Source organism: Rhizobium sp. CB3060 (assembly GCF_025200735.1).
Lineage (GTDB): Bacteria > Pseudomonadota > Alphaproteobacteria > Rhizobiales > Rhizobiaceae > Rhizobium.
Window position 1 is genome coordinate 2,129,277 of the sequence record NZ_CP104159.1, and the last position, 25,610, is coordinate 2,154,886.

15 protein-coding genes and 2 pseudogenes are annotated in these 25,610 nt (G+C 57.8%); 5 read left to right on the forward strand and 12 right to left on the reverse strand.

Annotated features, from left to right (window positions below):
- Positions 1-170: 170 nt before the first annotated feature.
- Complete coding sequence (locus tag N2601_RS29010) at positions 171-629, reverse strand: SRPBCC family protein (RefSeq protein ID WP_260304505.1); 459 nt, start codon at positions 627-629, stop codon at positions 171-173.
- Positions 630-832: 203 nt separating this feature from the next.
- On the opposite strand from N2601_RS29010, the gene N2601_RS29015 reads away from it, so the two are divergent.
- Positions 833-1,465 (forward strand): TetR/AcrR family transcriptional regulator, encoded by a 633-nt coding sequence (locus N2601_RS29015; RefSeq protein WP_260304506.1) that lies wholly within the window; start codon positions 833-835, stop codon positions 1,463-1,465.
- A gap of 535 nt (positions 1,466-2,000) precedes the next feature.
- On the opposite strand, the gene N2601_RS29020 is transcribed toward N2601_RS29015, so the two are convergent.
- From N2601_RS29020 to N2601_RS29050, 7 genes and pseudogenes are all read right to left on the reverse strand, one after another.
- Positions 2,001-3,428: a diguanylate cyclase domain-containing protein gene (locus tag N2601_RS29020; protein WP_260304507.1), complete on the reverse strand. Its 1,428-nt coding sequence runs from the start codon at positions 3,426-3,428 to the stop codon at positions 2,001-2,003.
- A 551-nt stretch (positions 3,429-3,979) separates the two neighbouring features.
- Complete coding sequence (locus N2601_RS29025; RefSeq protein WP_260304508.1) at positions 3,980-4,852, reverse strand: undecaprenyl-diphosphate phosphatase; 873 nt, start codon at positions 4,850-4,852, stop codon at positions 3,980-3,982.
- 410 nt (positions 4,853-5,262) lie between these two features.
- A complete protein-coding gene (locus N2601_RS29030) occupies positions 5,263-5,397 on the reverse strand; it encodes a hypothetical protein (RefSeq protein WP_260304509.1) in 135 nt (44 codons plus the stop codon).
- 283 nt (positions 5,398-5,680) lie between these two features.
- Positions 5,681-6,258, reverse strand: a pseudogene (locus N2601_RS29035) (hypothetical protein).
- 30 nt (positions 6,259-6,288) lie between these two features.
- Positions 6,289-6,867, reverse strand: a complete 579-nt coding sequence (locus N2601_RS29040; RefSeq protein WP_260304510.1) for a hypothetical protein — start codon at positions 6,865-6,867, stop codon at positions 6,289-6,291.
- A 184-nt stretch (positions 6,868-7,051) separates the two neighbouring features.
- Complete coding sequence (locus N2601_RS29045) at positions 7,052-7,189, reverse strand: hypothetical protein (protein WP_260304511.1); 138 nt, start codon at positions 7,187-7,189, stop codon at positions 7,052-7,054.
- A gap of 699 nt (positions 7,190-7,888) precedes the next feature.
- Positions 7,889-8,863: an AraC family transcriptional regulator gene (locus N2601_RS29050; protein WP_260304512.1), complete on the reverse strand. Its 975-nt coding sequence runs from the start codon at positions 8,861-8,863 to the stop codon at positions 7,889-7,891.
- A 421-nt stretch (positions 8,864-9,284) separates the two neighbouring features.
- On the opposite strand from N2601_RS29050, the pseudogene N2601_RS34280 reads away from it, so the two are divergent.
- Both N2601_RS34280 and N2601_RS29055 read left to right on the forward strand, forming a co-directional pair.
- Positions 9,285-9,365, forward strand: a pseudogene (locus tag N2601_RS34280) (hypothetical protein); the annotation flags it as partial.
- 111 nt (positions 9,366-9,476) lie between these two features.
- Positions 9,477-10,346 carry a substrate-binding domain-containing protein gene (locus N2601_RS29055; protein ID WP_260304514.1) on the forward strand — a complete coding sequence of 290 codons (870 nt, stop codon included), beginning with the start codon at positions 9,477-9,479 and terminating at the stop codon, positions 10,344-10,346.
- 276 nt (positions 10,347-10,622) lie between these two features.
- Here the strand turns inward: N2601_RS29055 and N2601_RS29060 are convergent, their stop codons facing one another.
- Positions 10,623-12,908 carry an EAL domain-containing protein gene (locus tag N2601_RS29060; protein WP_445945023.1) on the reverse strand — a complete coding sequence of 762 codons (2,286 nt, stop codon included), beginning with the start codon at positions 12,906-12,908 and terminating at the stop codon, positions 10,623-10,625.
- Positions 12,909-13,183: 275 nt separating this feature from the next.
- Here N2601_RS29060 and N2601_RS29065 point away from each other — a divergent pair, with 275 nt between their 5' ends.
- Positions 13,184-13,570: an SMP-30/gluconolactonase/LRE family protein gene (locus N2601_RS29065; protein WP_260304515.1), complete on the forward strand. Its 387-nt coding sequence runs from the start codon at positions 13,184-13,186 to the stop codon at positions 13,568-13,570.
- Between the two features lie 51 nt (positions 13,571-13,621).
- Here the strand turns inward: N2601_RS29065 and N2601_RS29070 are convergent, their stop codons facing one another.
- Positions 13,622-13,876 (reverse strand): hypothetical protein, encoded by a 255-nt coding sequence (locus tag N2601_RS29070; RefSeq protein WP_260304516.1) that lies wholly within the window; start codon positions 13,874-13,876, stop codon positions 13,622-13,624.
- Between the two features lie 479 nt (positions 13,877-14,355).
- On the opposite strand from N2601_RS29070, the gene N2601_RS29075 reads away from it, so the two are divergent.
- Positions 14,356-17,301: a sensor domain-containing protein gene (locus tag N2601_RS29075; RefSeq protein ID WP_260304517.1), complete on the forward strand. Its 2,946-nt coding sequence runs from the start codon at positions 14,356-14,358 to the stop codon at positions 17,299-17,301.
- Positions 17,302-17,613: 312 nt separating this feature from the next.
- Here the strand turns inward: N2601_RS29075 and N2601_RS29080 are convergent, their stop codons facing one another.
- Both N2601_RS29080 and N2601_RS29085 read right to left on the reverse strand, forming a co-directional pair.
- Positions 17,614-18,150 (reverse strand): invasion associated locus B family protein, encoded by a 537-nt coding sequence (locus tag N2601_RS29080; RefSeq protein WP_260304518.1) that lies wholly within the window; start codon positions 18,148-18,150, stop codon positions 17,614-17,616.
- Between the two features lie 95 nt (positions 18,151-18,245).
- Positions 18,246-25,610: an MBG domain-containing protein gene (locus N2601_RS29085; protein WP_260304519.1), complete on the reverse strand. Its 7,365-nt coding sequence runs from the start codon at positions 25,608-25,610 to the stop codon at positions 18,246-18,248.

Consider the following 25,610-nt stretch of genomic DNA (forward strand, 5'->3'; position numbering starts at 1 on the left):
GGCAACCATTCAGGTCTTGCCGGGCGACGACGCGACGGCGCGGAGTGATCGAGATTGAGATCGGCGGCGTGACGGTGATGCGGTCGGTCGGTCGACGTTCACGCCACGCCAAGAGTCAGGCGGGCTCGGATCTTGGCAACACCGACCGTCCGCGAGCTTGCTCTGGCACTTCAGGATGCGTCGCGCTGCTTGCGGGCATAGGCGTTGAGGCGGGCGAGTTCCTGGAGGTAAATGCGATGCAGCCTGCGCGGCGCGACGAGGCCCTCGACGAAGCCGGCGATGCCCGTCTCGCCATCAAACCTGGAGGTGATGTTCACCAGCGCCTGCTCGCCGTGGGGCGTCACGGTAAATGTCCTGACGAGGCCTGAGTTGCCGATGTCAGTCTGGACCAGGGTTCGGCCGGGCTCCGGCTCAGTGACCTCCATTCGGAGCTCGCGGACGCCGCCGGCGGATTTGATTTTGAAGCTGACGACGTTGCCTGCCCCCACGCCCCCTTCTTCGACTTGGAAGTCGTAGAAGGGGGGCGGCAGGAACCGAGCGTGAAGGCGCATGTCTGCGAGGTATCGGTAGACGTCGTCCGCGGGGGCGTCAATTGTGCGCTCGGCGGACGCGACGACGTGTTTTGCCATGGTCTGATCTCCATGTTTGTGGGTTGAAGTGCTGGTTTCTGTTGGCCATCGCAGTGCGTGGCCGGCCGCTGCGGTGACCGGCAGGGGTTTGTCGACCTATTGCGCTGCCATCGTCCTGATGACACCGGGAAGAACCGCCTTGATCTTGGAGCAGCGGGAACCTATTTTATATACGAAGGATCGTTCAGGTTTTGGATTCGCTTATGGGAAACGCCGTTCAACTGCCACTAACGCCCCGGAAAGCACCGCGTCAGGAGCGGGCGATCGCCACCGTCGACGCGATTTTCGAGGCAACCATTCAGGTTTTGTTGAGCGATGGCCTGATCCGCCTGAACACAACACGCGTTGCGAACCGCGCAGGCGTTTCGGTCGGGACGCTGTATCAGTATTATCCGAACAAGCAGGCCTTGCTTCTCGCGGTGCTGGAGCGACACCTGGAGATGCTGGTGGTCGCCATCGAAAAAGCGTGCGGAGAAAACCCATGCCCGAAGAAAGAGGCTATCGCCGAAACCATTGTGGGGGCCTATCTTCAGGCGAAGATGGCGCAAGCCGAGGTTTCTCCCTCCCTGTACCGCATCGCTATGGAACTCGACGCCCGCGCGCTGATCGAGGCTGCGGCTCAACGGAATGCGCAGGCAATTGAGGCGCTGCTCTCCAACGTTGCCGATGGCAGTTTCGCCGATCCGAGCTTGCTCGCTAAGACGTTAACCGCCGCCCTGTACGGAACGGTTCCTGCCTTTTGCCACCGGGTTTTGGCGCCTGCCGATGGCCTTGAAGCCCAAAGGCAACTCACAACAATGTTTCGCTCGTATCTTGTTGCAAGCCAATCGGGGTAGCGGAGTGGCGCCGCCCGTCAAAGCCAAGCGCATGCGCCTCGTCATATGGCAACGCTCCACATTGCCGCTGGATTCATAAATCAATAACCATCTTTTCGATTGCAAGCTTAGAGATGGAATACGAATAGCACCGATGAAAATTCCTTTCGAATACACAATTGAAACAAAAGAACTACGATTTGGTCGATGGATCTATGTCATTCAATTGAACGAGGGCCGAAGCCGGCCCAGCAGAAAATTTCGAACGTAGGAAGCTGCACTCGATGACGCTTACCAGATGCTCTCCCATATGCTCTGAACTATTACAGTGCTCGTATTTTTATAAGCGTCAGGCATTTACTACTGATGATATCGCCGCGTCTCTCGATGACGCCACCAATCAGATAAAAACCCTCGGCGGGTGTGGCTTTTACCTGCAAATTTCACAATTGAGACGCTAAGCTGCAGTCAGCCACTTCGCAACGTGTCGCACTGCCGGCGTCGGCAGTTTGGACCGATTGTTTAGTCCATCGAACGCGATAGATAGCTTGCGACTTCAACGACCCAAGGCCGTCTTAAGAGCATGCGAGCCGGATTGGTGCTTCTCCACGCTTGATTCCATCACAACGCTTCCACGCCCGGTTGATTTCGCACAATAAAGTGCCGCGTCTGCGCCTTTAAGGGCCGCCTCACAGCTGGTTCCGTTCGTCGCAACCTCGCTAATCCCAAACGAAGCGCCGATGGAAACTTCGCATCCTGGTAGATTCATCTTGTTTGAAAGGGAGGCTGACAAATGTCGGCAGATTTCCGCGGCTTCTACTCCCGATAGGCCCGGCATCATGATAGCGAACTCGTCGCCACCCAGCCGAAAGAGCCTATCTTCTGCGCGAATACCTGCTCGCAGCCTCTCAGCCACCACCTTCAAGAGTTCGTCACCCATGGCATGGCCGCGAGTATCGTTTACCGCCTTAAAGCCATCCAGATCAAGGCAGACGACCATCAACGGTCCTTTCTCAATCAAAGCGGTAAATTCCGGCTGCAGAAGCGAACGGTTGGCAAGACCCGTTAGGAAGTCATGTGTCGCGGCATGCCGCATCTGCCGTTCCCTGCTCACCAGCATCTGCGCTGTCGTCTGGGTGATGCGGATCATTAAGACAGTGCCTGCGATAAGTACCACGCCCACAGTCAGGATCAGGGGCAGCGACTGCCAAAGGATGTCAGAAGCAGGCGTTGGCGGAAGCCAGGACAGAACCTCGACTTCACCCTCTGTTCCCACTGCGATTTCGGCACGGGCGCGGTCTGGCGAAACGGCGGGAAGGGGACTGATTTGCGCGTCGTTGAGCAGAAAGCGCTTTCCGAAGAAATCCTGCAGGGTGCCGCCAATCGGCATGGCTGTGATGAGGATAGGTGCGCGATCGCCCTTCGGCTTGGATGTCCCAAAATCCGGCTGGAACAGGCTGGCCGAAAGGAGGACGGCTTCGTCCCCAATGACCACAATCCGACTGACCGCGAGCGGTGACGGAATGCCAGGTTTTTTCGGTTGATGCTCGCGAGAGCGGACAGTTGTCAGAAGTTCGGAGGCATCCTTCACCATCGCCGCCGGACCACGCACGAAAAAGGGCATGTCCTTCACGGTATCGTCCGTCCGGGTGTAGATGATCGCGTCATGTGAATCCAGGACGACCACAGAACGGGTCCTTGATGTGCCGATCAAAGAAGCGCCTATGTTTCTATCGGCCCACTCTGCGTCGAAGGAATTGTCCAGCTTTGCAATCGCCTCGTCCCAGATGGTCCAGGCTGTTAGAGAAAATTCGACGTCGGAAATCCACAACGAGATATTCCGCTCGACAAGCATCTCCTGACTTCGCCGTGCCTCCGCGTCGATCCGCTTCACACCGTAGTAGGGAAAGGTGGCCATTCCAGCGATGAATAATGCTATGCCGACAATCGCTGGGCCGACGAGCCTGAAATGTAAGAAGCGCATCGCTGCTGATCGTCCCTAATGTTTTGTCAAGTGTACTTTAGAATAATTAGCAGAGCTTACGATCACGTTATCGGGCTCTTTTGAGTGTCGCCTTGATCATCTTACGCCTGTGATCTGAACTCTTCCTTGAGCATCGCGCCTAGTTGTCCTTGCGAAAGATCTATCTGGCACCAATGTCGGCATTGCTGACAAGTTTTGCCGCGCTACGAGCAAGATAAATTTCCTCTCGCCTAGATTGTCTGCTATAGGCCACCCGCCCTGTCATTGCCCGCCACGCGGCGGTGACAGGACAGCCTCTCACAAAGCATTGAGCATTGAAGCCACGCGCAGTATTTGCCTGGTTCTTTGCGCGGTCTTGTTCGGAAACTTACAATTCCGTAAAGCGATCTGGATCGCACGCTACATCATGCGCTTCTCGCTACGGATCTCGCCATCACACTCTACGCTGCGGTGAGCCCATCGACCCAAAAACCGGGATCGGTTTTTGGGTCGATGGGCAGGTTCAAGAAATTGGAGTGTCCCTTGTACGTCCTATGCGGACACATGGCGCCTTAACTCCAGCCGGCGTAGAACACTCCTGCCAGGATGATGATGCCTAAGACGCCGCGATAGATCACGAATGGCCAAGTGGAGAAACGCTCCAGAAAGCGCATGAGACCCCAGATCGTCACGAAGGCGGAGATGCTTCCGACGATCAACCCGATCGCTAGAATCGACCAGCCTTCGAGCGAGAGATGCGCGCGGTAGAGCTCGAACAATTCCTTTAAGCCGGCAAGCGTAATGGCCGGAATGCCGAGCAGGAAGGAGAATCGGGCCGCCTCTTCCCGTTTGAAGCCGAGAAACAAGGCAGCGGTCAGCGTCGATCCCGACCTCGAAACACCGGGGAAAAGTGCGCCGACCTGCGCCAAGCCGACGATCAGGGCGTCGAGGACGCTCATCTTGTTCATATCCCGTCGATGTCTGCTGTAGAGTTCTGCCAATGCAAGGAGGCCAGCCATGACGATGCAGGAAACGCCGATGACCCACAAGCTCCGTAGGGGCGAGCCGCACGCGTTCAGGGACGAGGACAACAACAGGCCTCCGATCACGATAGGCACGGTGGCAAGGACGATGCCAAAGGCGAGCCGTAGGGCCGGCGAGGACCAATGTCCCTTCCTTACCGCGGCGATCGATTCAAACGCCACGTATCGGACGTCGCTCCAAAAGTAGGATACGATGGCGGCTAGGGCAGCCAGTTGCATCGCCGCCGAGAACGCCGACCCCGGGTCCTGCCAGCCAAGAAGCGCCGGAACGAGCCGCATATGCGCGGTCGATGATATGGGCAGCAGCTCCGTCAATCCCTGAACGACTCCCAAGGCCGCCGTTCGCGTATATCCAAGGGCAACGAAGCCCGTATCCAAGCCTTGCGTGCAAATGTCAGCCACGTTTCAGCACCTCCGTTTCTACTGGTATCGCTGCCCCAATCTGTTTGATTGTCGGCGCCAATTTCCTGTGCTTGCAGATCAAGCTGAAATGTACCTTAAGAAATGAAGGCAATGTCCATTCGACGCCGATGGGGCCATGACATCGCTTCGAAGCCGCCGGCTCTGCACCAACTGATCGGCCTCGTCAGTGATGAAACGAGCGAGAGCCCATCAGACTGGACGACGCGCGAGTATCTCGCCTATTTTTACCCGGATACGAGGGATCGAAGGCGTCAGCGAAACAGTCGAACGCTGCTTAATCAACATGTGGCTCGCTCATCATGTCCTTGACCTGAAGCGATGGATTGCCGCGATGCCTTTGATTGGCACTGGACAGCTTCCGCCTCCTCAATACCCCGGGGAGTGCCGGATCAATCGGCTGATAGGCCGAGATGAACGATGTCTCCCCTCGACCAGCCTTCTGCAAGGCCCATCAGAAACTCCATCTCCCGTCTCAGCGTGACGGTCCGACTGACATCGCCTGCATGGTCGGTTTCGGCGCGCACGTGATAAAATTCACCGACCGCAATTCCGGCCGCTTATCGTTTGTCTTCAAGCGAGGACTTCAAACCTGCAAGCTCCTCCCTGACAGCGAAGTAGCGCCGCATAACGGCGATCAAACGCAGGTCGTTTTCTGCTCCATTCATATTAGCGCCTTCCAAAATGCTTTCATTAGGAAGAAGCAGATTCGCTGTCTCCTGTCACGCCTCGACCGACGATGTCGAAATTGCATTTTCGCAATATGCAATATGGAGGGAATGTGGTCATGGCAAAGCGAGAACAGACGTCTTAGAAGACACCAAATCGCTCAAGCATCTTTCGAAGCCGCTGGTTCTGTTGACGGAGTTGTTGAGCCAGCAATGCTTTGAGGCGCGAATTTTCCATTTCAAGCACAGCCAGGTCATCGATCGGGGCTTCAAACTGAGTGGCAGCTGGTCGCTCGTCGTGTTCGTACGTCGTATGATCAGGATGATCTTGAGACCCATTTCGCGTATGCGCGTTAAGTCTCTTGGAGACCGCCGTTTGGGGGGACGCTTTTTCGAACGAGAGATGGAATTGCGAGGATCGTTATCGTGTTGCGATGCATCAATCTGCGCCGCTTCGTTCAATGAAGCGGCAACCTGAATTGGGTTACCGGTTTCACCGCGGTCGCGCTGAGCTTGCGGTCTTTGATCCACCCGCATTTCGCCATTCTGACCTGACGTCTCCAATCCCATTTTGACTTCGAACAGATGTGGCGCTTCTGTCTCGGCCTGACGCGCGAGTGCCTTAAGATCAGTGTTTCCCCAGATCGAATTGGGCCGTGTTGTCGACCGTCGGCGCTTCGACTTGACTTCGACAACGAAGTTTCATTGCGGTGTTTTCATAGGTGTCCAATCATTAAGTGCGAACCAAGCTCACGAGGCGCCAAACCGCTCAAGCATCTTCCTGAGCTGAGCATTCTGTAGCTGAAGCTTTTGAGCTAGTTGGCGGCGCAGCGTTTTGATGTCCTCGTCAAGGCTTGCCACCTCATCGAAGAAAGGATCTCGGGACGATGAGGATTGCGCCAGCGGAACCTTGTGTGCGACGCCTGTGCTTTGCGCGACCGCGTCGACCCGGGCTTTCTTCGCGGGTGCTCGACGCTTGACCGGAGGCTTACTTTGAGGCTCTGTGCTTGCTCCGCTTTGCGGCGCCGAGGTGCCGACTTCGACCGCCGGGTAAGGAACGTCGACAGGCGTAGCTGTTCGAGCCTCTTCGGCATCAGTCGGTGGCTTCAACGCCTCCACGACAACGTCGGGATTACCTTGCGCCTCATTCGATGCCGCCGACACCTGATCGACCGGAGCATCCTTGTCGTAGTCCGCTGTGACGATCGCTTCCGGTGATGGAGACGGAAGCGTGGACATCTGGTCCTCTTCGATCTTGGGAGCCTCGGAATCGGTGTCATGCCCGACCAAACTCTCTTGCGCTTTCGCCAGTCGCCGCCGCGACGTCAAGTCGGCAAGGAATCTCCACGGTGTTTTCATAGCATTTCAACCTCGCGCAGACCGGACCGCGATCCTGCCGCCGTTGCTATACCCTCGTTGTTCGGCGGCACGATGAAACGTGCCCGCCGAATCTCCCCCATTGAAAATGGCGCAGTTAAGGGTCGTGGCCGTGACCGGCCCTTCCGCTTGTCGATCAACCAAGCCCAAGCCGCTTGCGCAGCTCGGCGTTTTCCTGGCGCAACTTTTCTGCCAGGATTTTGCGAAGCCTCTTGTTCTCTTCCTCGAGCTGAATGAGATCTTCCAACTCATCGATCGCGGGCGCAGACGTCACTGCCGTTTGCTCGACAGGCTTCGCTGTCTGCTTCCTTGGCGCGCCCTTGCCTGCGCGCGCGCCACCCGTGACTTTCGTCTCGGTTGATTTGCGTCTCCCTCCCCTGGACCGCCGTCGGTTTTCACCGAACTCGCGGCCGGCGACGGCGCGGTCACCGCCTCCGATGCGACGGGAGTCGCTTCGACAGCTGCCTTTGGACGCCGCGGTGCACGCTGCTTCTTTGCTTCCCCGCTTTTACCGGAACATCGGTCTCCGCAACCCCAGTGGTGGAGCCCACATTATTCTCGCCAGCCATCGGTCCTCTCCTCCATAGCCAAGTCTCTTTTCGACGGAGTGCAAGGCCGAGTCAATAAAGCTGTCGGTAATCACTAACAACACGGCGCCGGGAGACTGTTGCCGCTTCGCCGGATGCTCCGGACGGCTATGTGTCGCGCTTGGCGACCTGACGCTGATGGATATCTTCACTCTGCCGAAGCAGTGTCACCTTTGGCGTCGGTCCACTCTTCGTGCTGCCGACGGCTACCGATGATGCGCTGGGAAGCCGCAAATGGCAGGCGGGCACCGCCGGCGGCGAAGAGATACTAGATGCTCCTCTTGCCGGCATCGCGGTGTGCCGAGATGGTGATGCTTTCTGTCATCAAGAGAAAAGGTGTCGCCAATTCAGCCGCCCCTCCCGCGGTTTCCGATTGGCAGCTACTTCTAACGATCCAATGTCTGGCGCGGCGTCTCGCCGAAGGCTCTGACATACAGGGCGGAGAATCGACCCATGTGGGAAAAGCCCCAGCGCTTGGCGATGTCGGAGATCAGCACATCCCGCGACCTCCCCGATTTGAGCTCACACCTTACCCCATCAAGGCGTAGCTGGCGCAGATAGGCCATTGGCGTCATGTCCTTGAATTGCCGGAAAGCCGCCTGTAGCCCACGGACACTGACGCCAGCTTCACGGGCAATGTCCTCTATCGTCAGCGGAGACGCAATCTGCGCCATCATGAAGTCAATCGCTCGTTTAACGTGTCTAGGAACGGCCGAGGGCTGACGACGATTTAGCAAGGCGGAATATCGATGCGGGAACGATTCCAGCAGCGTCACCATGATTGTGCGAACAAGCATTTCATTGGAATGCGTTGCGATGAAATCATTCGCGTTCGTCACAAGGTCGGTCCACAGTAGCTTGCACATTGCCGCCAACTTGCGGCCCGGACCATTGCGGGTGTCGGCGGTTACCATCAACTCGATATCTTGCATGACGGGCGCGTCAATCATCTCGCTGAGTTGCTGCGTAAGCGCTTTGCGGCTAAATCCAATGCCGATATGGCTTCGATTGGGGCGGAACCGCAGAGAATTCGAATGCCCGAGGTCGCATGCGAAAATCGTCCCTGGAGCCAACAAATGTCGTTGTCCACGTATCTCGAACTCCAACGCTTCAGTCAGCGGAAGATACATAGCATACATATCCGGGGGGTCGGAGATACAGATCTCCATGTCGGGGGGACAATTGCCGGCCCAAATGCCGAATTCACCAATGGAAAAATGCTGGTCTGCGACAGAAATCGCTTTGCTACCAGCGATTGTGTTTACGAGTGCCGGTTTGAGGGTTTCGGCATAGTGCTTACGAAGTTCGTCGACGCCGGCTTCACTGACGTTGAAACGGGAAACCCTTTCTTGACCACCCACGCTTGCGTTCCTCCTTGATCGCAACACCGTTCGCGCTTCCACCTCCGCATAAAGAATTGCGGATCAACTTAGCGCGATGCAGCAATGGGACGCCTGGAGCGCCGCACAGAACTCCCTTCCCGGTTTTTATTCGAGAGGTGAACGGATCGCGGTGCAATTTTACTCTTCAATTAAAGCCAAATCAGCCGAGCGCCTTCCTCCAAGGCAATACCGCGGGACACCTTGGGTCTCGCCTAACAAGTGAGAGTATGACCAACCGGCTACTCGCAATCATCATAGCTCTTACAGGGCCATTCCTCTTATTGAGTAACGTTTACATATGTAACGTTTACACAAATAAACGCTTGTATGTTCTGCTGTCAACGGTCTATTTCAAGACACTGTTACTTGGCCACGCATCCACGAAAGTTAAGAGTAATTTATGGTCGGAATCAGGGACATCGCAGCGCATTTGAACGTCTCCGTTGCAAGCGTCTCGCGCGCGCTTAACGGTCATCCATACGTTAACGAGGATCTGCGAACACGCGTGGTCGAATGCGCCCGGCTGCTTGGATATCAGCCAACTCAGTCCGGACGCAGCCTACGGCAGGGCCTATCGAGGACAGTTGGCTTTATGATCGAGACACATCCGAAACTTGCCGGACTCATAGACCAATTCCTCATGTCGATCTCTGACGGTGTTCAAAGTGTGATGCATCGTCATGCCCTCAATCTGGTCGTCCTTCCATGCAGCGCCGACGAGGATCCCGTGGACTTTGTCAGAGACGTTGTGGCGCGACGTTTTGTCGACGCGCTCATTCTCTCTGCCACACGGCCGAATGACAAACGCGTTGGAGTTTTGGCGCAGGCCGGCATGCCCTTTATAACCCTGGGACGAACTGGGTCTCGCCCCGAGCACGCATGGATCGACCTCGATTTCGAGAATTTTGCGGAACAATCGGTCGATCGGCTTTATCGGTCCGGACACAAAAGAATTGCGGTGATGGTGCCCGTCGGCCCGTTGAATTTCGGGCGCATCACTTTGGAGGGCTACAAACACGCCTTGGCAGCGCGTGGCATGCCATTCGACCCGGCGCTTGTTGCTCATGTGATGCTCGATGAAGCCAGTGCATCAGCGGCCTGTGATACTTTCCTCAAGAATGCAGATCCGCCGACAGGTATAATCCTGATCAACGAGGCTTTGGCTTCGGGCGTCTATAGGCGCCTCGGAGAAGGCGGTCTGGAGCCTGGTCGGGATATCGCCATCATCAGCCTCGAGGATGGCCGCCTACGCACCCTCCCCTCACCGCTCACAAGGTTTCGATTTGACACCCGTGAGATTGGTATTGCATTGGGCGAGGCGCTTCTTTCTCGGATCCCCGCATTTGCCGAGCTCTATCCTGCAACCAAGGATCAGCAACTCTTCCAGTTTGAGATCGTTGAGGGAACAGGGGCCGAAGGTAAAACATCCGACCCTCCCGCCAAAACCGCGTCGTCGAGTTGAGGATGACCAGTATCACTCGACAGCGGTGTTATCTGTCACTTGGCACCTAATCGCAAAATCCTGTCTTAACGACATCAGTTAGTTAGCATTGAAGTAAACTTGAGAACTGGCATCGAAATTGAGAACGGCGCCGGGCCGTTTTCCATTTAAGCTGAGCTTCGACTGCGGCGTGCTTCATAGTCAAACACTTTGGAAGTGAGCCCCCAACTTCAAAGAAAACAGGATCTTATCGCCTGCGAGAGTGCATTGAGGCTTGGAAATCTGCCGTTACGATTCTCATATTTTGGTGTCAAACGTCGTTAGAACGGTCGCATTCTCATGATTAAGTGCCAAGCGACAGAAGCGCTCCTCTTCAACGGGCCGGCTAAAGAGGTACCCCTGAATCTCATTGCAACCACTATCAACGAGGAACCGAGCCTGCTCCTCCGTCTCAACACCTTCGGCGATCACCTCCAAATCCAGTTTCTGGGCTAGCGAGATGATTGCCGAGGTTATAGCCATATCGTCGGCGTCGTGCGGAATATCAGCGATAAATGACCGGTCAATCTTGAGGCGCGACAATGGAAATCTCTTAAGCGCACTGAGGCTCGAATAGCCTGTTCCGAAATCATCGACCGCGAGCTTTACTCCCAACTTCTCCAATTCGTGCATTCTAGCAATCGAGCTGGCGAGATCCTTCATGATCAGGCTCTCTGTAATCTCAAGCTCAAGCCATGTTGGATCGAGCCCGCTCTCGCTCAACGCGTTCGCCACAGTCTCCATCAAACACTTTTCCTGGAACTGTCTGGCGGAGACATTGACACTGATCCTAATTGGTTCGAGCCCCTTGTCCTGCCATGCGTTGGCCTGCCTACACGCCGTCTGGAGTACCCATTCGCCAATGGGCATGATTAGGCCCGTCTCTTCGGCAAGCGCAATAAAATCTCCGGGATAGACAAGACCCTCGCTCGGATGGTTCCAGCGGACCAACGCTTCGGCCCCAACGATTCTGCCTGTTTGGAGGTCCACCTGCGGCTGGTAGTGCAGCACAAACTCGTCGCGGAGAAGCGCTTGCCGGAGTTCGTCGGTCCGGGAGAGCTTCCTTCGGACGGTGGCGGTCATTTCCGGCGTGAATAAAGCGATTCCGTCCCGACCCAGCTCCTTCGCCCGATACATGGCCATATCCGCGAAAGCGAGCAAGTCTCCTGCAGTCTTGCCGTGGCTCGGATAACTGGCGACACCGATGCTACAGGTCACCCTGAGTTCGATATCGTTGAGTGCGATCGGGCGCGCAACCGCCTCTTTTATTGCAGACAATCGACCTAGGCAGCCGTTAATATCCATTTGCTCAAGAATGATCACGAACTCGTCCCCCCCAATTCTAGCGAGAGACCCCTGGTCACTTGTCAGCTCGCAGATCCTGTCAGCGACGATCTTCAGCAGTTGGTCGCCGACCGAGTGACCGAGGCTATCATTGACGAGCTTGAAATTGTCGAGATCAAGGAATGCTAGTGCGACTTCACTCCCTACGGAATCGGCTGTTTGCATTGCAAGGGTGAGTTGTCGATCTAGCAACGCACGATTGGCCATCCCTGTCAGAGGATCATGATCAGCGAGAAACCCAATCCGGGCCTCCGCGCGATGGCGGCTGATTGCAATCCCGGCCATGTGCAAAGCAATCGAAACAAAATCGGAAAAACCAGGCTGATACCGTGTGCCCTCAGACGAATAGAGAGCGAGGACACCTTCGACTTGGCCATCGACGTCGGAAATTGCCAAACAGTGGCACTCATGGTCAAGTTCAGAGATACCCGCCTGATCAAAGACGAGCTTGAGTGCCGCGGCGGTGGCCGTGAGATCTGTGGGAATGGTACGAATGAATGTTGCATTGACACGCCTGCGATATTCCTCCGTCAAGCTAGGCGCAGCCGCCAGACGCAGCTCCCCTGTATCTGGCGCAATCGTCAGGAGCGCAGCGTGCACACCGTCTGCGAATCCCTCAATCATCCGGGCAAGTTCTTCGAGAAAATCGGAGAGGGGCATTCCGCGCGCTATCATTTCGAGCAGATAGGACTGAGAGCGCATCCGTCGTTCTGCCGATTTCTGCTCGGTGATGTCACGGGAAGCCCCGATAGTGCCCACGATTTTTCCGGATGCGTCTCGCAACGGGACACGCGTGATCATCAGCCATCGTTCCCGATCGCCGCGAAACGCCAACTCCTCGCTACCGAAATGGGGCTGCCCTGTCTCGGCCACATGGCGTTCAACATCGGCGGCTATTTGAACGATGTGGCTCGGCAGAAAGTCGAAATCGGTCCGCCCGACCAAATCCTTCAGATGGGACAGCCCGTTGTTGAAGACGACCGCTTGGTTCGCAAACAGAAAACGTCCTTCCAAATCCTTCGCATATATATAATCAGGGATCTGGTTGATCATGTTCTCCAGCCAACGCTGGCGTCCAGCCAAGTCAGCTTCGTGGCGAAAGTCCTCCGACGTTCTGCGCAACATGGCTGTGTTCGGAGCCAGCTCCGCCTCGGGGATCGAGACGGGCAGTTTGCCGTCAGCAATGGCGCCTTTAATCAAGGGAATTCCTCGGAATAGATGTGAAAGATCACTCTGCGTCAGCGAAGTTATCCTCGGGTGAACGTCGATTCACGACTGGGACGAAGCTGCGGTTATGGTGAACGAGTCCTTATTGGTGTGGTTTGGCGCGATGTCTGAGATCTCGAAGCGGCCGCCGCGTCCGGCATGCGAACCAATGACGGCCGCGTGCATTCCAGCAGCTCGCTCTGGATCAGCAGTATGAAACATGAACCGGAATCGGCATAGCTCATATCGACCTGGTTCGGGGTAACCAAGTGAAACGCCTTTTTTCAGGGCTCGCGATCCCGAACTCGATCTGCTTTTCCCCTGACGGTTCGTCCGGGTTCTTCGCCGACACGAGGGAAGGAATTATTTATCGCGTTCCCTTGGATCCGCAAACTGGCAACGTCATAGGCGATCACATGATCTTTCATGATAGCCGTGTTATTGCACCCTCCGGCCGGCTATTTCAAAGTATCAGGATGCCCTTCACGCAACCCAGTTGCCCGGCATTCGTTGGAGAACATGCGCAGGGCATGCTGGTCACATCTGCCTCAATCAATCTCTCCGCAGACGATATCCAGGGAAATTCAGCGCTTTACAGTAACGGCTTCGAAGGGGTGCTCGATCCCCATTTTGCGATTCAAGACTGGCCTGTGTAAGCCAGCTTTTGGCAATGAACCGTTGTTGATCCACAACACCGGTGCCGTCACCTAACCGACCTTCACATAGGCCGCCGGCATCATCCGCGCTTTATGTCCAAGCTGAGTGATCGAGTTTGCCCAGTAGTGCACGCTGGCGCAGGCGTCCAGCCCGATAAGACAAAGCTCTAGCTTGCTGAAGAATTCGACCACCTGCGATCGCCGTAAAGCGCGGTGCGTTATAACGGTGCCACCGTCGCCAACAGCGTAAAGCTTAATTGGACACGAGAACATCCATTTTGCGCGCCAACAGTCCATTTTGCGCATGGAAACCCTCATTCGTCGGGCGAACGGTGGAGTAGGCAAAGCGAAAACAGGATTTCGTTAAATGATTTCAGGCAAATAGATTATCTGGCCTGCTTTACTTTGGACGTCCCCAGAAGCGGCATTTCATCCCACCGCTCGAATGACTCGATCGGATCATTTCCCAGAATTCCCCACAGACAGGAGTTATGACGAGCTCCTGTACTTCATTCCGCGGGAGTATCGGATGAAACGTGCATTCCTTTCCTCAATAGGCTTCCTCGCCAGAACCTTTCCTTGTTGCTGCTGGTCACGCGAGACCTTTTCGCTCTTTCGTGGAGAGGCGGCGTTGACCACCACGTTCAGCCCTTAGCGGCCAAATAGGTGCAGCGCGTTGATAGCAGTAACGAGAACCGCCTCAATCCGGAAAATCCGGAGAGTGCATGAGGCAAATAGAAAAATGTTAGAAAGGGATAGGCTTCGGCTTATCGTAGATCGATCGTATGAGTGGAAAGCACGCCAATACAGCTTATCCGGTCCAGAAGCGGTTTGACGTTCTGTCGAGCGAACCGTGTGCCGAGGCGCAGAACGCCGACATGTTAGTTCGGGCAAATGCCGTCGATAGCAACAAAACGCGCCAGATGTCGTACCTGTCAATCGCTAATCTGGCTTCCTGGTCATTCGACGTTGGAACCGGTGGCCTTTGGTGGTCCAGCGAACTCGATCGGCTTCTCAATCAATTTCCAGAGAAGGTTGATCGGCACCAAATGCGGGAGGCTGTGGGTGGAGCGCTGGCGCCCTGGCTACAAGCCATTGCCTTGCGCTCCGCTTCGTCGGACGGCGATCAATGGCAAGACCTAAAACTAAAGGTTGATGCACCCAACAGCCCCGGCAAAATCATCCAATTTCAATGTCACGCAGGAGCACGCCACCACCGCTCAATGATCCTCACAGGAATTGCATATGAATACGAACACGAACCTGACAGTATAGATCAGCGTGACCGGTTGTTTCGCGAAGCATTCGAATATGGACCATTCGGCGCGGCGCTGATCGATTCACACGGTCGCTATCTGAAAGTGAATGAAGCATTCGCGGGATTGCTGGGTTACACCCGTGAGGAGCTTTCCGGGCGTTACGCCCGAGAGGTCACACCGGCCGGCGATATCAGTATCAACCGCGAGGCCATGCAGGCGCTTTTGCAGGCGGGTAACGGACGGACGACAATCTCCAAACAATATTTCCATCGTGATGGGCATTTAATCGATACCCGAGTGGAAATGGCGACAATCTCAGGAGATATAACAAGACCTGATGAAACCTTGCGCTTTCTTGCCTTCGTGCAGGACCTCACAGAGCTCCGGAAAACGCAGGCCGAGCTATACACGTCTCAGATTCGCTCTGAACTCGCACTCGAAAGCGCGGAAATCGGCATATGGGAATGGAACGGCGAGGACAATACAGGTTTCTATTCACCCCGCACTTGCGAAATCCTCGACGTTGACCTGAAGGAGCTTTCCTCTGAGGAAAGCTGGTTTGCACGCATCCATCCAGAGGATCTTCAGAAGTACGTTGACACCCGCACGCAGCATTTGAACGGCAATACCCCTCAGCAAAAAGCGGAAATCCGTATTCGCCAACGAAATGGTTCATACAAGTGGGTTGAGGATCTCGGCAAAGTCGTCGATCGCGACGAGCATGGTCGACCGTTGCGTGTGGTGGGAACATTGCTGGATATTCATGACCGCAAGGTCATGGAAGAAACATTGGCGCAGCAATCGCGCGAAATCGCTTCCCTCGCAGAACACTCTCCTGATGGGATGATTCGTTATGATTGCGAATTTCGCCGATTGCACGCCAATCCCGCAATGCGCCGCTTTCTAGGTGGAATTGATCCAAAAGAGGTCATCGGCCTGCCTGCAGCCGAAGGCGATATCACGGGCATTCCCGCTGATTATCTTGAGACGCTGCGATCTGTCCTGAGGACCGGCCAAGAGGCCGAACTGGAGACGAGCTACAAGTCAACCTCGGGATCTAACAACTGGCTGCACGCTCGCTTTACACCGGAAATCAATACCGACGGCAAGGTCTCGACCGTTCTGGTATTGATGCGCGACATTACGGAAGCCGTTTCGCACCGAGAAGATATACAGAAGCTCGCCTATTTCGACGCCCTCACGGGACTTCCCAATCGCGCCCGGTTCAACCGCGTGTTTGAAACCATACTTGCCGACGCTGAAGCTAAGAAGGAGCAATTCGCGCTCATCATACTGGATCTCGACAATTTCAAGGACGTGAACGATACGCTCGGCCATGCGGCAGGTGATCAGCTCCTCTGCGAGGTCGCCCGGCGTCTCTCGGCCGAGCTGCGGCATTCCGACAATTTTGCCCGCCTTGGCGGCGACGAGTTCGCGATTTTTCTGCAGGATGTAAGACGTCGCCAAGATGTAACAGAAATCACCAACCGGTTGTTGACGGCAATAGCCCGGCCTTTCCATTTTGACGGCCGCGATATGCTAGTGTCGGGCAGTCTAGGAATAGCATGCTACCCGGACGATGGCGCCTCCCCTCGCGATCTCTTTGCTCACGCCGACGCCGCCCTGTATGAGGCAAAAGCAAGAGGCAGGAACAATTTTCAGTATTACGATGAAGCATTTACCGTGCAGGCAAGACTGCGAGTGAAGCTCGGTAATGCCTTGCACACCGCGTGTGCCAATAATGAGCTGGAACTCTATTATCAGCCAAAGGTGAACCTCTCGTCCGGCGAAATTATCGGTGCCGAGGCATTACTGCGCTGGTGGCATCCTGAGTTCGGACTCTTGATGCCCAATTCCTTCATCACCATCGCTGAGGAAAATGGGACGATAATCGAGATTGGCGACTGGGTTATTCGAGCAGCCGCGCAAACGGCTATCGACTGGAACTCCAAGCGCAGTAAGCCACTGAAAATCGCCATCAATTTTTCGCCTCGGCAATTTAAGCAGAACGACCTTGCAAAACAGATTGAACTCGCCTTGACGCAGACGGGTTGCCGAGCGGAATGGTTGGAATGTGAAATCACCGAAAGCTTGCTGCTTGATGACGAGGCCAGTGTCCAAGCGACTCTGGAAAAGCTGCGGACGATGGGGCTAAGTATTGCCATTGACGATTTTGGAACCGGCCATTCGGCGCTTGCTTATCTCAGTCGTTTTCCCATTGACGTTCTGAAGATTGATCGTTCTTTCGTCGCCCAAATGGCCAAAGATCATCGCAGCAGAGAGCTGATAAAAGCATTCACGTCGATCGCCGATGCGCTTGGAATGACCACCGTGGCCGAAGGCATCGAGACGAGTGGGCAAGCTGATAGTCTAAACGAATTCGGCTGCGAAATCGGGCAAGGCTATCTGTTCGGCAAGCCGGTTCCGCTCCAAGACTTCGCGAAGTATTTTGAGCACCGTTCACCTGTATGATCCGTAGGCTTGCAAGTCCATGTAAAGACGGTCGGCTATCTCTTTTGTCTCGGTGGAGGATCTCTTGTCGTCGCTCGATGTAAGCTCTTGAAGAGGAATCGAACCACGGACCTACACTTTCCGTTGCTTCCAATCAGCACTCAAGTAGCTGAAACACAACGAAAGCTTAATCGATCCCTGCCGGCCCGGCGCCCCCACGCCGAGGTCCGTGGCAATGTCCCAGAGGCTATGGCCGGCACGGGTAACGGACCTCTTGTGCCTCTGGGTTTCCGTACGCTTGGAAAGTCGTTTCCCGCCGGAGAGCGGGAGGTTTTACTTGGTGAGGTCCGCGATGCGATTGAGTGCGCCGGCAAGGCCCTTCAGGGAGACGGCCAGCGCCAGCGGTTGGGCCGGGCTGGCGGCGGAGACGGTGACGTTGAGGGCCTTGCCGGCCCTGAGCTTTGCAATCGTGTCTGCCTCGAAGGTCAGCGGTACGAGGCAGCCTTGCGGCAGGCAGGTCGAGAACGGCAGAATATTGCCGAGCGCGGCATCGTCGATCTTCAACTGAGCGCCCTGGGGCAGCGCCAGCCCGAGCGGCAGCACCAGTGTGCCCCGGAACTTGCCGTCGGGGGCCTTGCCGATCTCGACCGCCAGGACGGTCTGCTTGGTCTGGTTGTTGGTTTGGACCTGTCTGACGAGGCAGGACGGAGCATTGGCCTGCATCTGGCACACGACGCCCCAATCATCGTAGGTCTCGACGAGCGAGCTGGCCCCGCCCGGGAGGGGCGCTGCAATCGCGGTACCGGCGACGAGAACGAGCGCCGCCGTCAGGCACGAACGTTTCAGCAAAAGAAAACGGAATGAAGTCATTCTAACAAGCCCTATGGTTTAGAGGCAAATCGCCTTTGAGCACGGTTTGGGGCCGCCAATGGTCCGGGATCGGCGGCCTGCGAAGGTCGGCAGGGTTAATGTCTTGTCCCCGCCGGAACCGAGATACAGCTACTATTGTCGAGGCAGATGACCGTTCCGTCCAAGCGCGGGTCAGCGAACAGAACGTGGCTGCCATCGGCAGTTTCGGTGTTGTCGGATTGCGCCGGGGGGAGCGGTGCGAAGCGGCCCACATCGAAGGCCATCGTGACGGAACTCGCCGTCGTGCCGGGTTCAGGGTTGGCTGCCTGCTCCACTGTCAACACACCGGGAAGGAAGGTCATACTGTAGTTGGCGGACGCGGCCAACATCCCTTGGGTGATCGCATAGGCGCCCGGCGCACTGAGGCTCGTCGCCAAGGTAGCGAGTCTTCCTGAAAGCCTGTCGCCGTTGACCAGGCTCGCACCCCCGACCGTGTAGGTGAGCGCCGGATTGGCGAGGCCATAGCGGCGGCTGAGAGAATCGGCGGCGACCGTGATGGCGCGTTGGTTGACGGTGAGGTCTGCGCCCGTGTAGCTGATGGCGTAGTTGGCGTTTGCCAGCGACCCTTGCGTGATCGCGTAGGCGCCGACATTGGCATATTGCCCCGCCATGGTCGAAAGCGATCCGGAGAGCGTGTCGTTGTTGACGATGCCCGTCGCCGTGTAGCTCAGCGTCGGGTTTGCATCGCCGTAGGTCTTCGACTGCGCATCCGCCGTCACCGTCAGCGCTCGTTGGTTCACGCTCAAGTTGGCGCCGGCATAGGTCAGGGCGTAGTTGCTGGAAGCCGCGAGCGTCCCCTGGGCGATCGCATAAGCACCCACATTCGAATACTGCCCCGCTGAAGTCGACAGCGATCCCGAGAGCGTGTCGTTGTTGACAAGGCCTGTCGCCGTATAGGTCAGCGCCGGGTTGGCATCGCCGTAGGCCTTCGACACCGCATCTGCCGTCACCGTCAGCGCACGCGCATTCACGGTAAGGTTGGCACCTGTATAGCTGATGGCGTAGTTGGCATTGACCAGCGATCCTTGTGTGATCGAATAGGCGCCGACATTGGAATATTGCCCTGCAGTGGTCGAAAGCGATCCGGAGAGCGCGTCGTTGTTGACAAGGCCCGTCGCCGAATAGGTCAGCGTCGGACTGGTGTCACCATAGGCTTTCGACAGCGCATCGGCCGTCACCGTCAGCGCACGCGGGGTGATCGTCAGATTGGCGGCATTATAGGTAATCGCGTAATTGGCATTGCCGAGGCTACCGATGGTGATCCCGTAGCTGCCCACATTCGAATACTGCCCTGCCGAGGTCGAAAGCGACCCGGCGAGCGTGTCGTTATTGACGAGGCCCGCCCCACCGACGGTATAGGTCAGCGCCGGATTGGCATCGCCATAGGTCCTGGAAATGCCATCCGCCGTGACCGTGATCGCGCGCTGGTTAACGCTGAGGCTACCGTTGACAAAGTTGAAGCCATAGCCGCTCGACGCGAGCGAGCCCTGCGCGGCGATGATATCAAAGGTTCCGACGCTCGCTGACGATGCCACGCCGGCCGAGGTAACGCTGGCCGATCCCGAGACGACATCTGAAAGTGTATCGCCAAGATAGGCCCCGGTTACGCCCGCATCCAGGCCGGTGATCGTGGCATTCGGCAGCGTCGCGACGTCGCCATATGTCTTGCTTGTATCGACAGCGGCCACGGTCAAGGTCGGGTGATAGGCAAAGACGTAGCGATTACCTGTCGCCGACACCGCGTTACCAGCCGCTGTATTCCAAACGGCCGTGTTGCCGCTGTCAAGCCCATCGAACGTGTCGCCAGTCGGGTTGGCGGAATAGATCAGCCAGCGGCCGGATGTGGCTGCGACCGCACTTGATCCGGCATTGTTGATGAAGGCACCACCGGCCACGAGCGTAGGGGAACTGCCGGAAATCGCGGCGCCGGATGCGATCGTCAGGTCGCCCGCCGTCGCGATCTTGATCTGATCGCCGGTCACGCCTGTGACGAGGCAGTTGCAGGCATCAGTGACGTTCGCCGCAACCGTCAAAGAGCTGGCGTCGTAGATGTCGATAGCTCCGCCGGATGCGACGAATTGGCTGAACTGATTGCCGCTGTTCGTGAGCGTGAATGTGTTGCCCGCCCCCTGCAGCATCAACGTATTGGCGGAAATGGCGGCGGTTTGAGTGACGTCCCCGGGGCTCGACAGGTTGACCGTGCCGCTGACCGAAAGTGCCGTATCGACGGCGAAGTCGTTCACCGCAAAGATGGAGCGATTGGCGAATGTGAGGCCGGATGCCGTCGTGCCGGCAGTCGCGTTGGCATAGGCTGCGTCAAGCGCCGACAGCGTACCGAGGGCGGTCGTGTCACGCCGCCAGCCGCCCGAAACATCGACATTGTTGACGGTACCAAGCGCCGTGCGGAACGTTGCCCCATCGGCCGCACCCGTTATCGCGTTGGCGGTCGTATAGGCCAGCACGTCGGTGCCGTTGGTCGTATCGATCGTGCCATTGGCGACGATTGCATAGTAATAGCCGTTCGCCCCCGTCGTAACTGTCTGCACCGCGCCATTTCCGACGCGCACATTGACGAGGCCCGCACCGCCCGCCCCCGAGGCGAGCGCGGTCGTGCCGCTGTTCTGGTAGGCGATGCCGGAGATAGCCTGGACGCCGTTGGCATAGAACGGGGTGAGATATGCGTAAAGGCCGGGCGAGACGGTGAATGACGAGCCAAGCCCGGTGCTCGAGGAACCATCCTGCAATTGCGCCGTCGTGAGGCCGGTCACATTGCCCGATACCCCAGCGGAATCGTTTGCGATACCCGTGGTCGTCCCGCTCGTTTGTGTGTCCCAATAGGTATTGGCTATCGAGCCGCCATAGGCATATCCGACAAGGCCGCCGGCGGTGCCGCCGCTGACCGCGCCGGTCGAATAGGCATTGCGCAGCGTCCCATATAAGAACCCGATGAGTCCGCCGACGCTATTGCCGCCAATGACGGCGCCCGTGGCGTAGACGTTGGTGATCGTGACTCCATGAGAGGACGAGTCGGTCCCACCGATAAGGCCGCCGGCGCTGTTGCCCGTGTCGACAACAGTGCCCGTCGCGTAAGCTTTATAGACGGCACCGCCGTTCACAAATCCGGCGAGGCCGCCCACATTTGCGGTCCCGCTGACAGCGGCGGAGGAATAGGCGCTGTTGATCGCGCCCCCGTTCAGATAACCGACGAGACCGCCGGCGTTGCTGCCGCCACTCACCCAGCCGGTGACATAGGCGTTGTTGATGGTGTTGCCGGACTGGTATCCGACAAGGCCGCCGACGTAACGTCCAAAGGGATTCGTATTGGCGACCGAGACGTTGACCAATCCGATGTCCTGAATGAGGCCGCTGCTGTAACCGAATAGCCCTGCGCCGTCAGCACTCTTGGAGATCGTCAGATTGTTGATCGTATGGCCAAGGCCCTCGAACGCGCCGGTGAAATAGTTGAGGTTGTTTGGACCAATCAGCGCATCTGTATATGTGGCGCCCGACGCATCGAGACTGTTGGCGAGTGCATATTGCCCGGCCAGACCGACCGAGGTGATGTTGGCCACATCCGCCATCGAGTAGAGAAGCGAATAGACCGCGCCATTGACGGTGAGCGAGCCGCCCTGGTTCGATGTGGCGAGTGTGCCATCGGCGTTCAGATAGGTGAGGTTCCCGGTGAAGCCGGAGCCGGTCAGACCGAACGAGAGATTGCTGGCCGACGAGCTGTCGTAGGCAAGCGCGACGGAGCCCGCGCCCTTGACCGTGATCGGAGCATTGATCGTGAGCGCGCCGCCTGAGAGCAGGCGGAGACTGCTACCTGCCGCCAGCGTGAGCGGGCTGGCGACCGTCAATGGCGATCCGCTCGCTGTCGACACGGTCAGCCCGCCTACCGTCACTGCCTGATCGATCGTGAAACTGGCGCCAAGCGCGTTGATCAGAAGGTTGGACGTACCGTTGATGGCGGCGGTGGCGCCTGCATCATTACCGCTTGCGGCTAAGGCGGCGTCTTTCGTGATGCCAGCGGTTGAATAAAGCGTCGAAACCGTCGAGCCCGACAGCGTGTTGCCGAGGAGATTGAACCCGGTTTGAGCGGGCTGGTTGGATGCGGTGGCGAAGGCCGCAGAGTTGGTCGCGCCGGTTCCGGGGTTGGCAGTCGTATAGGTGATGAGCGCATTGCCGGGCGCAAAGGCACCCGCAGCGCCAAAGATGTAATAGTACCCGTTAGCGCCTGTTGAGGCCGACCCAAAGCGACTGCCGTTGGCGAGACCGGTCACGGTGACCGCGCCGTTCAGGCCGGAGGCTGCTGGTGTCACCTGGTTGTCGATATAGGCGGTGCCAGAGATCGCCTGAATTCCGTTCTGGAAGATACTGGTGAGATAGGGATACAGACCATTCGTGCCGCCGGCGAAGGCGGAGCCGAGGTTGATGCCCGCCGTCTGGAGACCCGACGTAGCAAGCCCGCTCACATTCCCTTGCTGGCCGGCCCCATCATTGCCTATGCCATTGCCGGCGATGCCACTCGTCGACGTGTCCCAATAGGCGTTGCTTACCGAGATCGTGCCACCGCTCTGCGGATAGGTCCAGCCGATCAACCCGCCCGCATAGGTCTGAAAATATTGAGTCGGTGCCGTGACCGAGCCCGTCGCATAGACATTGCTGATGCTTGCCGTCCCGCCGTAGGCCTGAAGCATTCCGACAAGGCCGCCGGCCTGGCCGTATGCCACGCTGGACACTGCACCGGTCGCGTAGGCATTGGTGATTGAAGCGTTAGCGGACGTGAACGCGTAATTTTGTCCGACCAGGCCGCCCGCCGCGCTGCCGCCGTAGACCGCACCGGTCGCGAACGCGTTGTCGATCAGTGCGGAGGCGTTGGTCGAAGCGCTGTTCACTCCGACCAGGCCACCGGCTGCTATTAGTCCCGCCGTCGAGCCGACGGTTCCGGTCGCGTAAGACGAGGCAATGGAAGCTGTCATGTTTATGTAGGCGAAGTTCTGACCCACGAGGCCGCCGAGCGTGGCGTTCGCGTCACCGGTGACGGTCCCGGTCGCGTAGGAACCGGTGATCGCAGCGGTATCGGAGTTGGCATAATTATAGCCCGCGAGGCCACCGGCGGAACCGAGGCTTCCCGTCGTCACCGTGCCCGTCGCGTAGGAGCCGGTGATCGTGGCGGAACCCCCTTTGGCATAGTTCTGTCCGACGAGACCGCCGGCGAGGCCCTGCGATCCCGCCGCCACCGTGCCCGTCGCGTAGGAATTGGCGATCGTAACCGGAGCGCCGTTGCTCAATGTCGCGCCGACAAGGCCGCCGACGTTGGCGCTCGTTCCACCGCTCACATTGGTCGAGGCAAACGAATTGACGACCGAGGCTTGCGTACCATTGCTGACCGTCGTCAGAAGACCGACCAGCGCGCCATCCGTCGCCACGGGATTAGGGTATTGGGGCGAGATGCCTACGCCGCTGACGGAACCGCCTACAAGGCCGATATTGCGGATCGTGCCGCCCGTGACCGTGCCGAACAGGCCGACGGCCGCATTATTGGTCGTGCTGTTGATCGTCAGGTTGGAGATCGTATGGCCGAGGCCATCGAAGCTGCCGCTGAAAGTTGGGATCGGTGCATCGGTAAAAGGTATTGCCGCAAGATCAAGGTTACTAGCGAGGGCGAAACTGCCCGAGTTTGCTGTGCTAACGTTCAGCAGATCCGCGGCTGAATAAACGAGCGTCTGCTGTGCGCCATTGAGGAACAGCGCTTGCGAGCCCGGCGTGCCGGTGAAGTCGATGCGGCCGGCAAAGCCCGTCGCCGACAGTCCAAAGTCGACCGTGCCGCCCGCCCCTCCTCCGACATTGGTGTTCAGCATAAGCGCGCCAGTGCCGCCGACCGTGACGGTCGCATCGATGTTGATCGAGTGAGCGGCATTGAGCTGGAGGAGATTGGCGCTCCAGGCCAGCGGTGCTGCGATGGTGATGTTGCCGGCCTGCGAGCCGGCAGAGCCCGCTCCGCCGGTCGATACCGTAACATTCGCCGTCTGAAGCGCATTGGTCAGCGTGTTGACATTGATGACACTGTCATTGCCGCTAGCCATGAAGCCAGAGGAATTGCTGTCCGTCGCCGTCGAGATCGTCACGTTGTACGGATCGAGCAGGAGGTCGCCGAAGGAACCGTTGGCGGCGGAAAGATCGGTAAAGCCGGTATAGGAGAGTAGCGCCTTACCGGAGACTTCCGCATTGCCGCCATTGCCGGAGAGCGAACCGCCGCGGGCGGTGATGGTGCCGGCGAAGCTGGTGAGATTATCCGACCACAAGACGACATTGCCGCCATTGCCGGTCGTGACCGCATCGGCATTGATGGTGGTGTTGGCGTCGACTGACAGCGTCTCGGCGTGCTTCAAGGTGCCGCCGCCCTGCCGCCCGCCGCCGATATTGACGATGCCGCCGCCGGTCTTGCCGGAAGCATTCACCTTTGCAGAAGCGAGCTTGATCGACCGGCCCGTGACGGTGACCTTGCCGCCCGTGCCGGCGGCATTGCCGGCATCGAGCGCACCGGAGACAGCCACCTCGCCGTCGCCGCCGGTGAGCGTGATGTCGCCGCTCGTGCCGGAAACACCCTTGGCTTCGATCGTGCCGGACATATTGACCGCCTGGCGCGCCATATCCCTGGCGGCGGCGGCCGAAAGCTGCACCGTACCGCCATTGGCGGAGATCTTGCCAGTGTTGGAGACGAGCGCTTTCGTCCCCGCGGCCGCTGTCGGGATCGCCACCTGCAGGAAGCCGTCACCGGCCAGATCAAGCGTCGCCTGCTCGCCCGAGCCAAGCGCCGCCTTGCCCATCGGCACAGTGATCACGCCGGAGTTCTCGACCGAGCCGCCGATCAAGGCGAGATAGCCGCCACGATTGATGGTGATCGTGCCCGCATTGGCCACGGAACTGGATGCACCATTGCCGGTAAACGTCCGCTTGCCGGCCATGAAGTCGTCGTCGGAGATGCCGAGCGTTGAGGCGACGAATGCGCCGGTATTGACGGTCCCCGTTGGCGTGATGGCAATGCCGTTGGGGTTGACCAGATAAACCTGCCCGTTGGCGGTGAGGCTGCCGGCAATCGTCGTCGTGGTCGAGCCGGTGACGCGGTTGAGGATGGCCGAGGAAGCATTCGGCTGGACGAAGGTGACGCCGTTGCCCTGGCCGATATTGAAGTTCTGCCAGTTGACGACGGCATTGGCGCTCGTCTGGTTGATCGTCAGCGTGCCGTTTGATGGCGTGCCGATCGTCGCACTGCCCGCCGCGACGCTTCCGCCCGTCGGCAAGGACTGGGTGAAGGCCGGATTGGCCCCGACCAGTGCCGTGGAGGCAAGAAGGGCGATGAGCCTGGTCCTCGTGCGGACGGGACGGACGATGGAGCGGCGGTCTTTGACGTGCAGCAT

Bases quoted from the DNA above. Each gene is read 5' to 3' on its own strand.
- N2601_RS29010 (WP_260304505.1), bottom strand. From the start codon at position 629: ATGGCAAAACACGTCGTCGCGTCCGCCGAGCGCACAATTGACGCCCCC.
- N2601_RS29015 (WP_260304506.1), top strand. From the start codon at position 833: ATGGGAAACGCCGTTCAACTGCCACTAACGCCCCGGAAAGCACCGCGT.
- N2601_RS29020 (WP_260304507.1), bottom strand. From the start codon at position 3,428: ATGCGCTTCTTACATTTCAGGCTCGTCGGCCCAGCGATTGTCGGCATA.
- N2601_RS29055 (WP_260304514.1), top strand. From the start codon at position 9,477: ATGATCGAGACACATCCGAAACTTGCCGGACTCATAGACCAATTCCTC.
- N2601_RS29070 (WP_260304516.1), bottom strand. From the start codon at position 13,876: ATGCGCAAAATGGACTGTTGGCGCGCAAAATGGATGTTCTCGTGTCCA.
- N2601_RS29075 (WP_260304517.1), top strand. From the start codon at position 14,356: ATGAGTGGAAAGCACGCCAATACAGCTTATCCGGTCCAGAAGCGGTTT.
- N2601_RS29080 (WP_260304518.1), bottom strand. From the start codon at position 18,150: ATGACTTCATTCCGTTTTCTTTTGCTGAAACGTTCGTGCCTGACGGCG.
- N2601_RS29085 (WP_260304519.1), bottom strand. From the start codon at position 25,610: ATGCTGCACGTCAAAGACCGCCGCTCCATCGTCCGTCCCGTCCGCACG.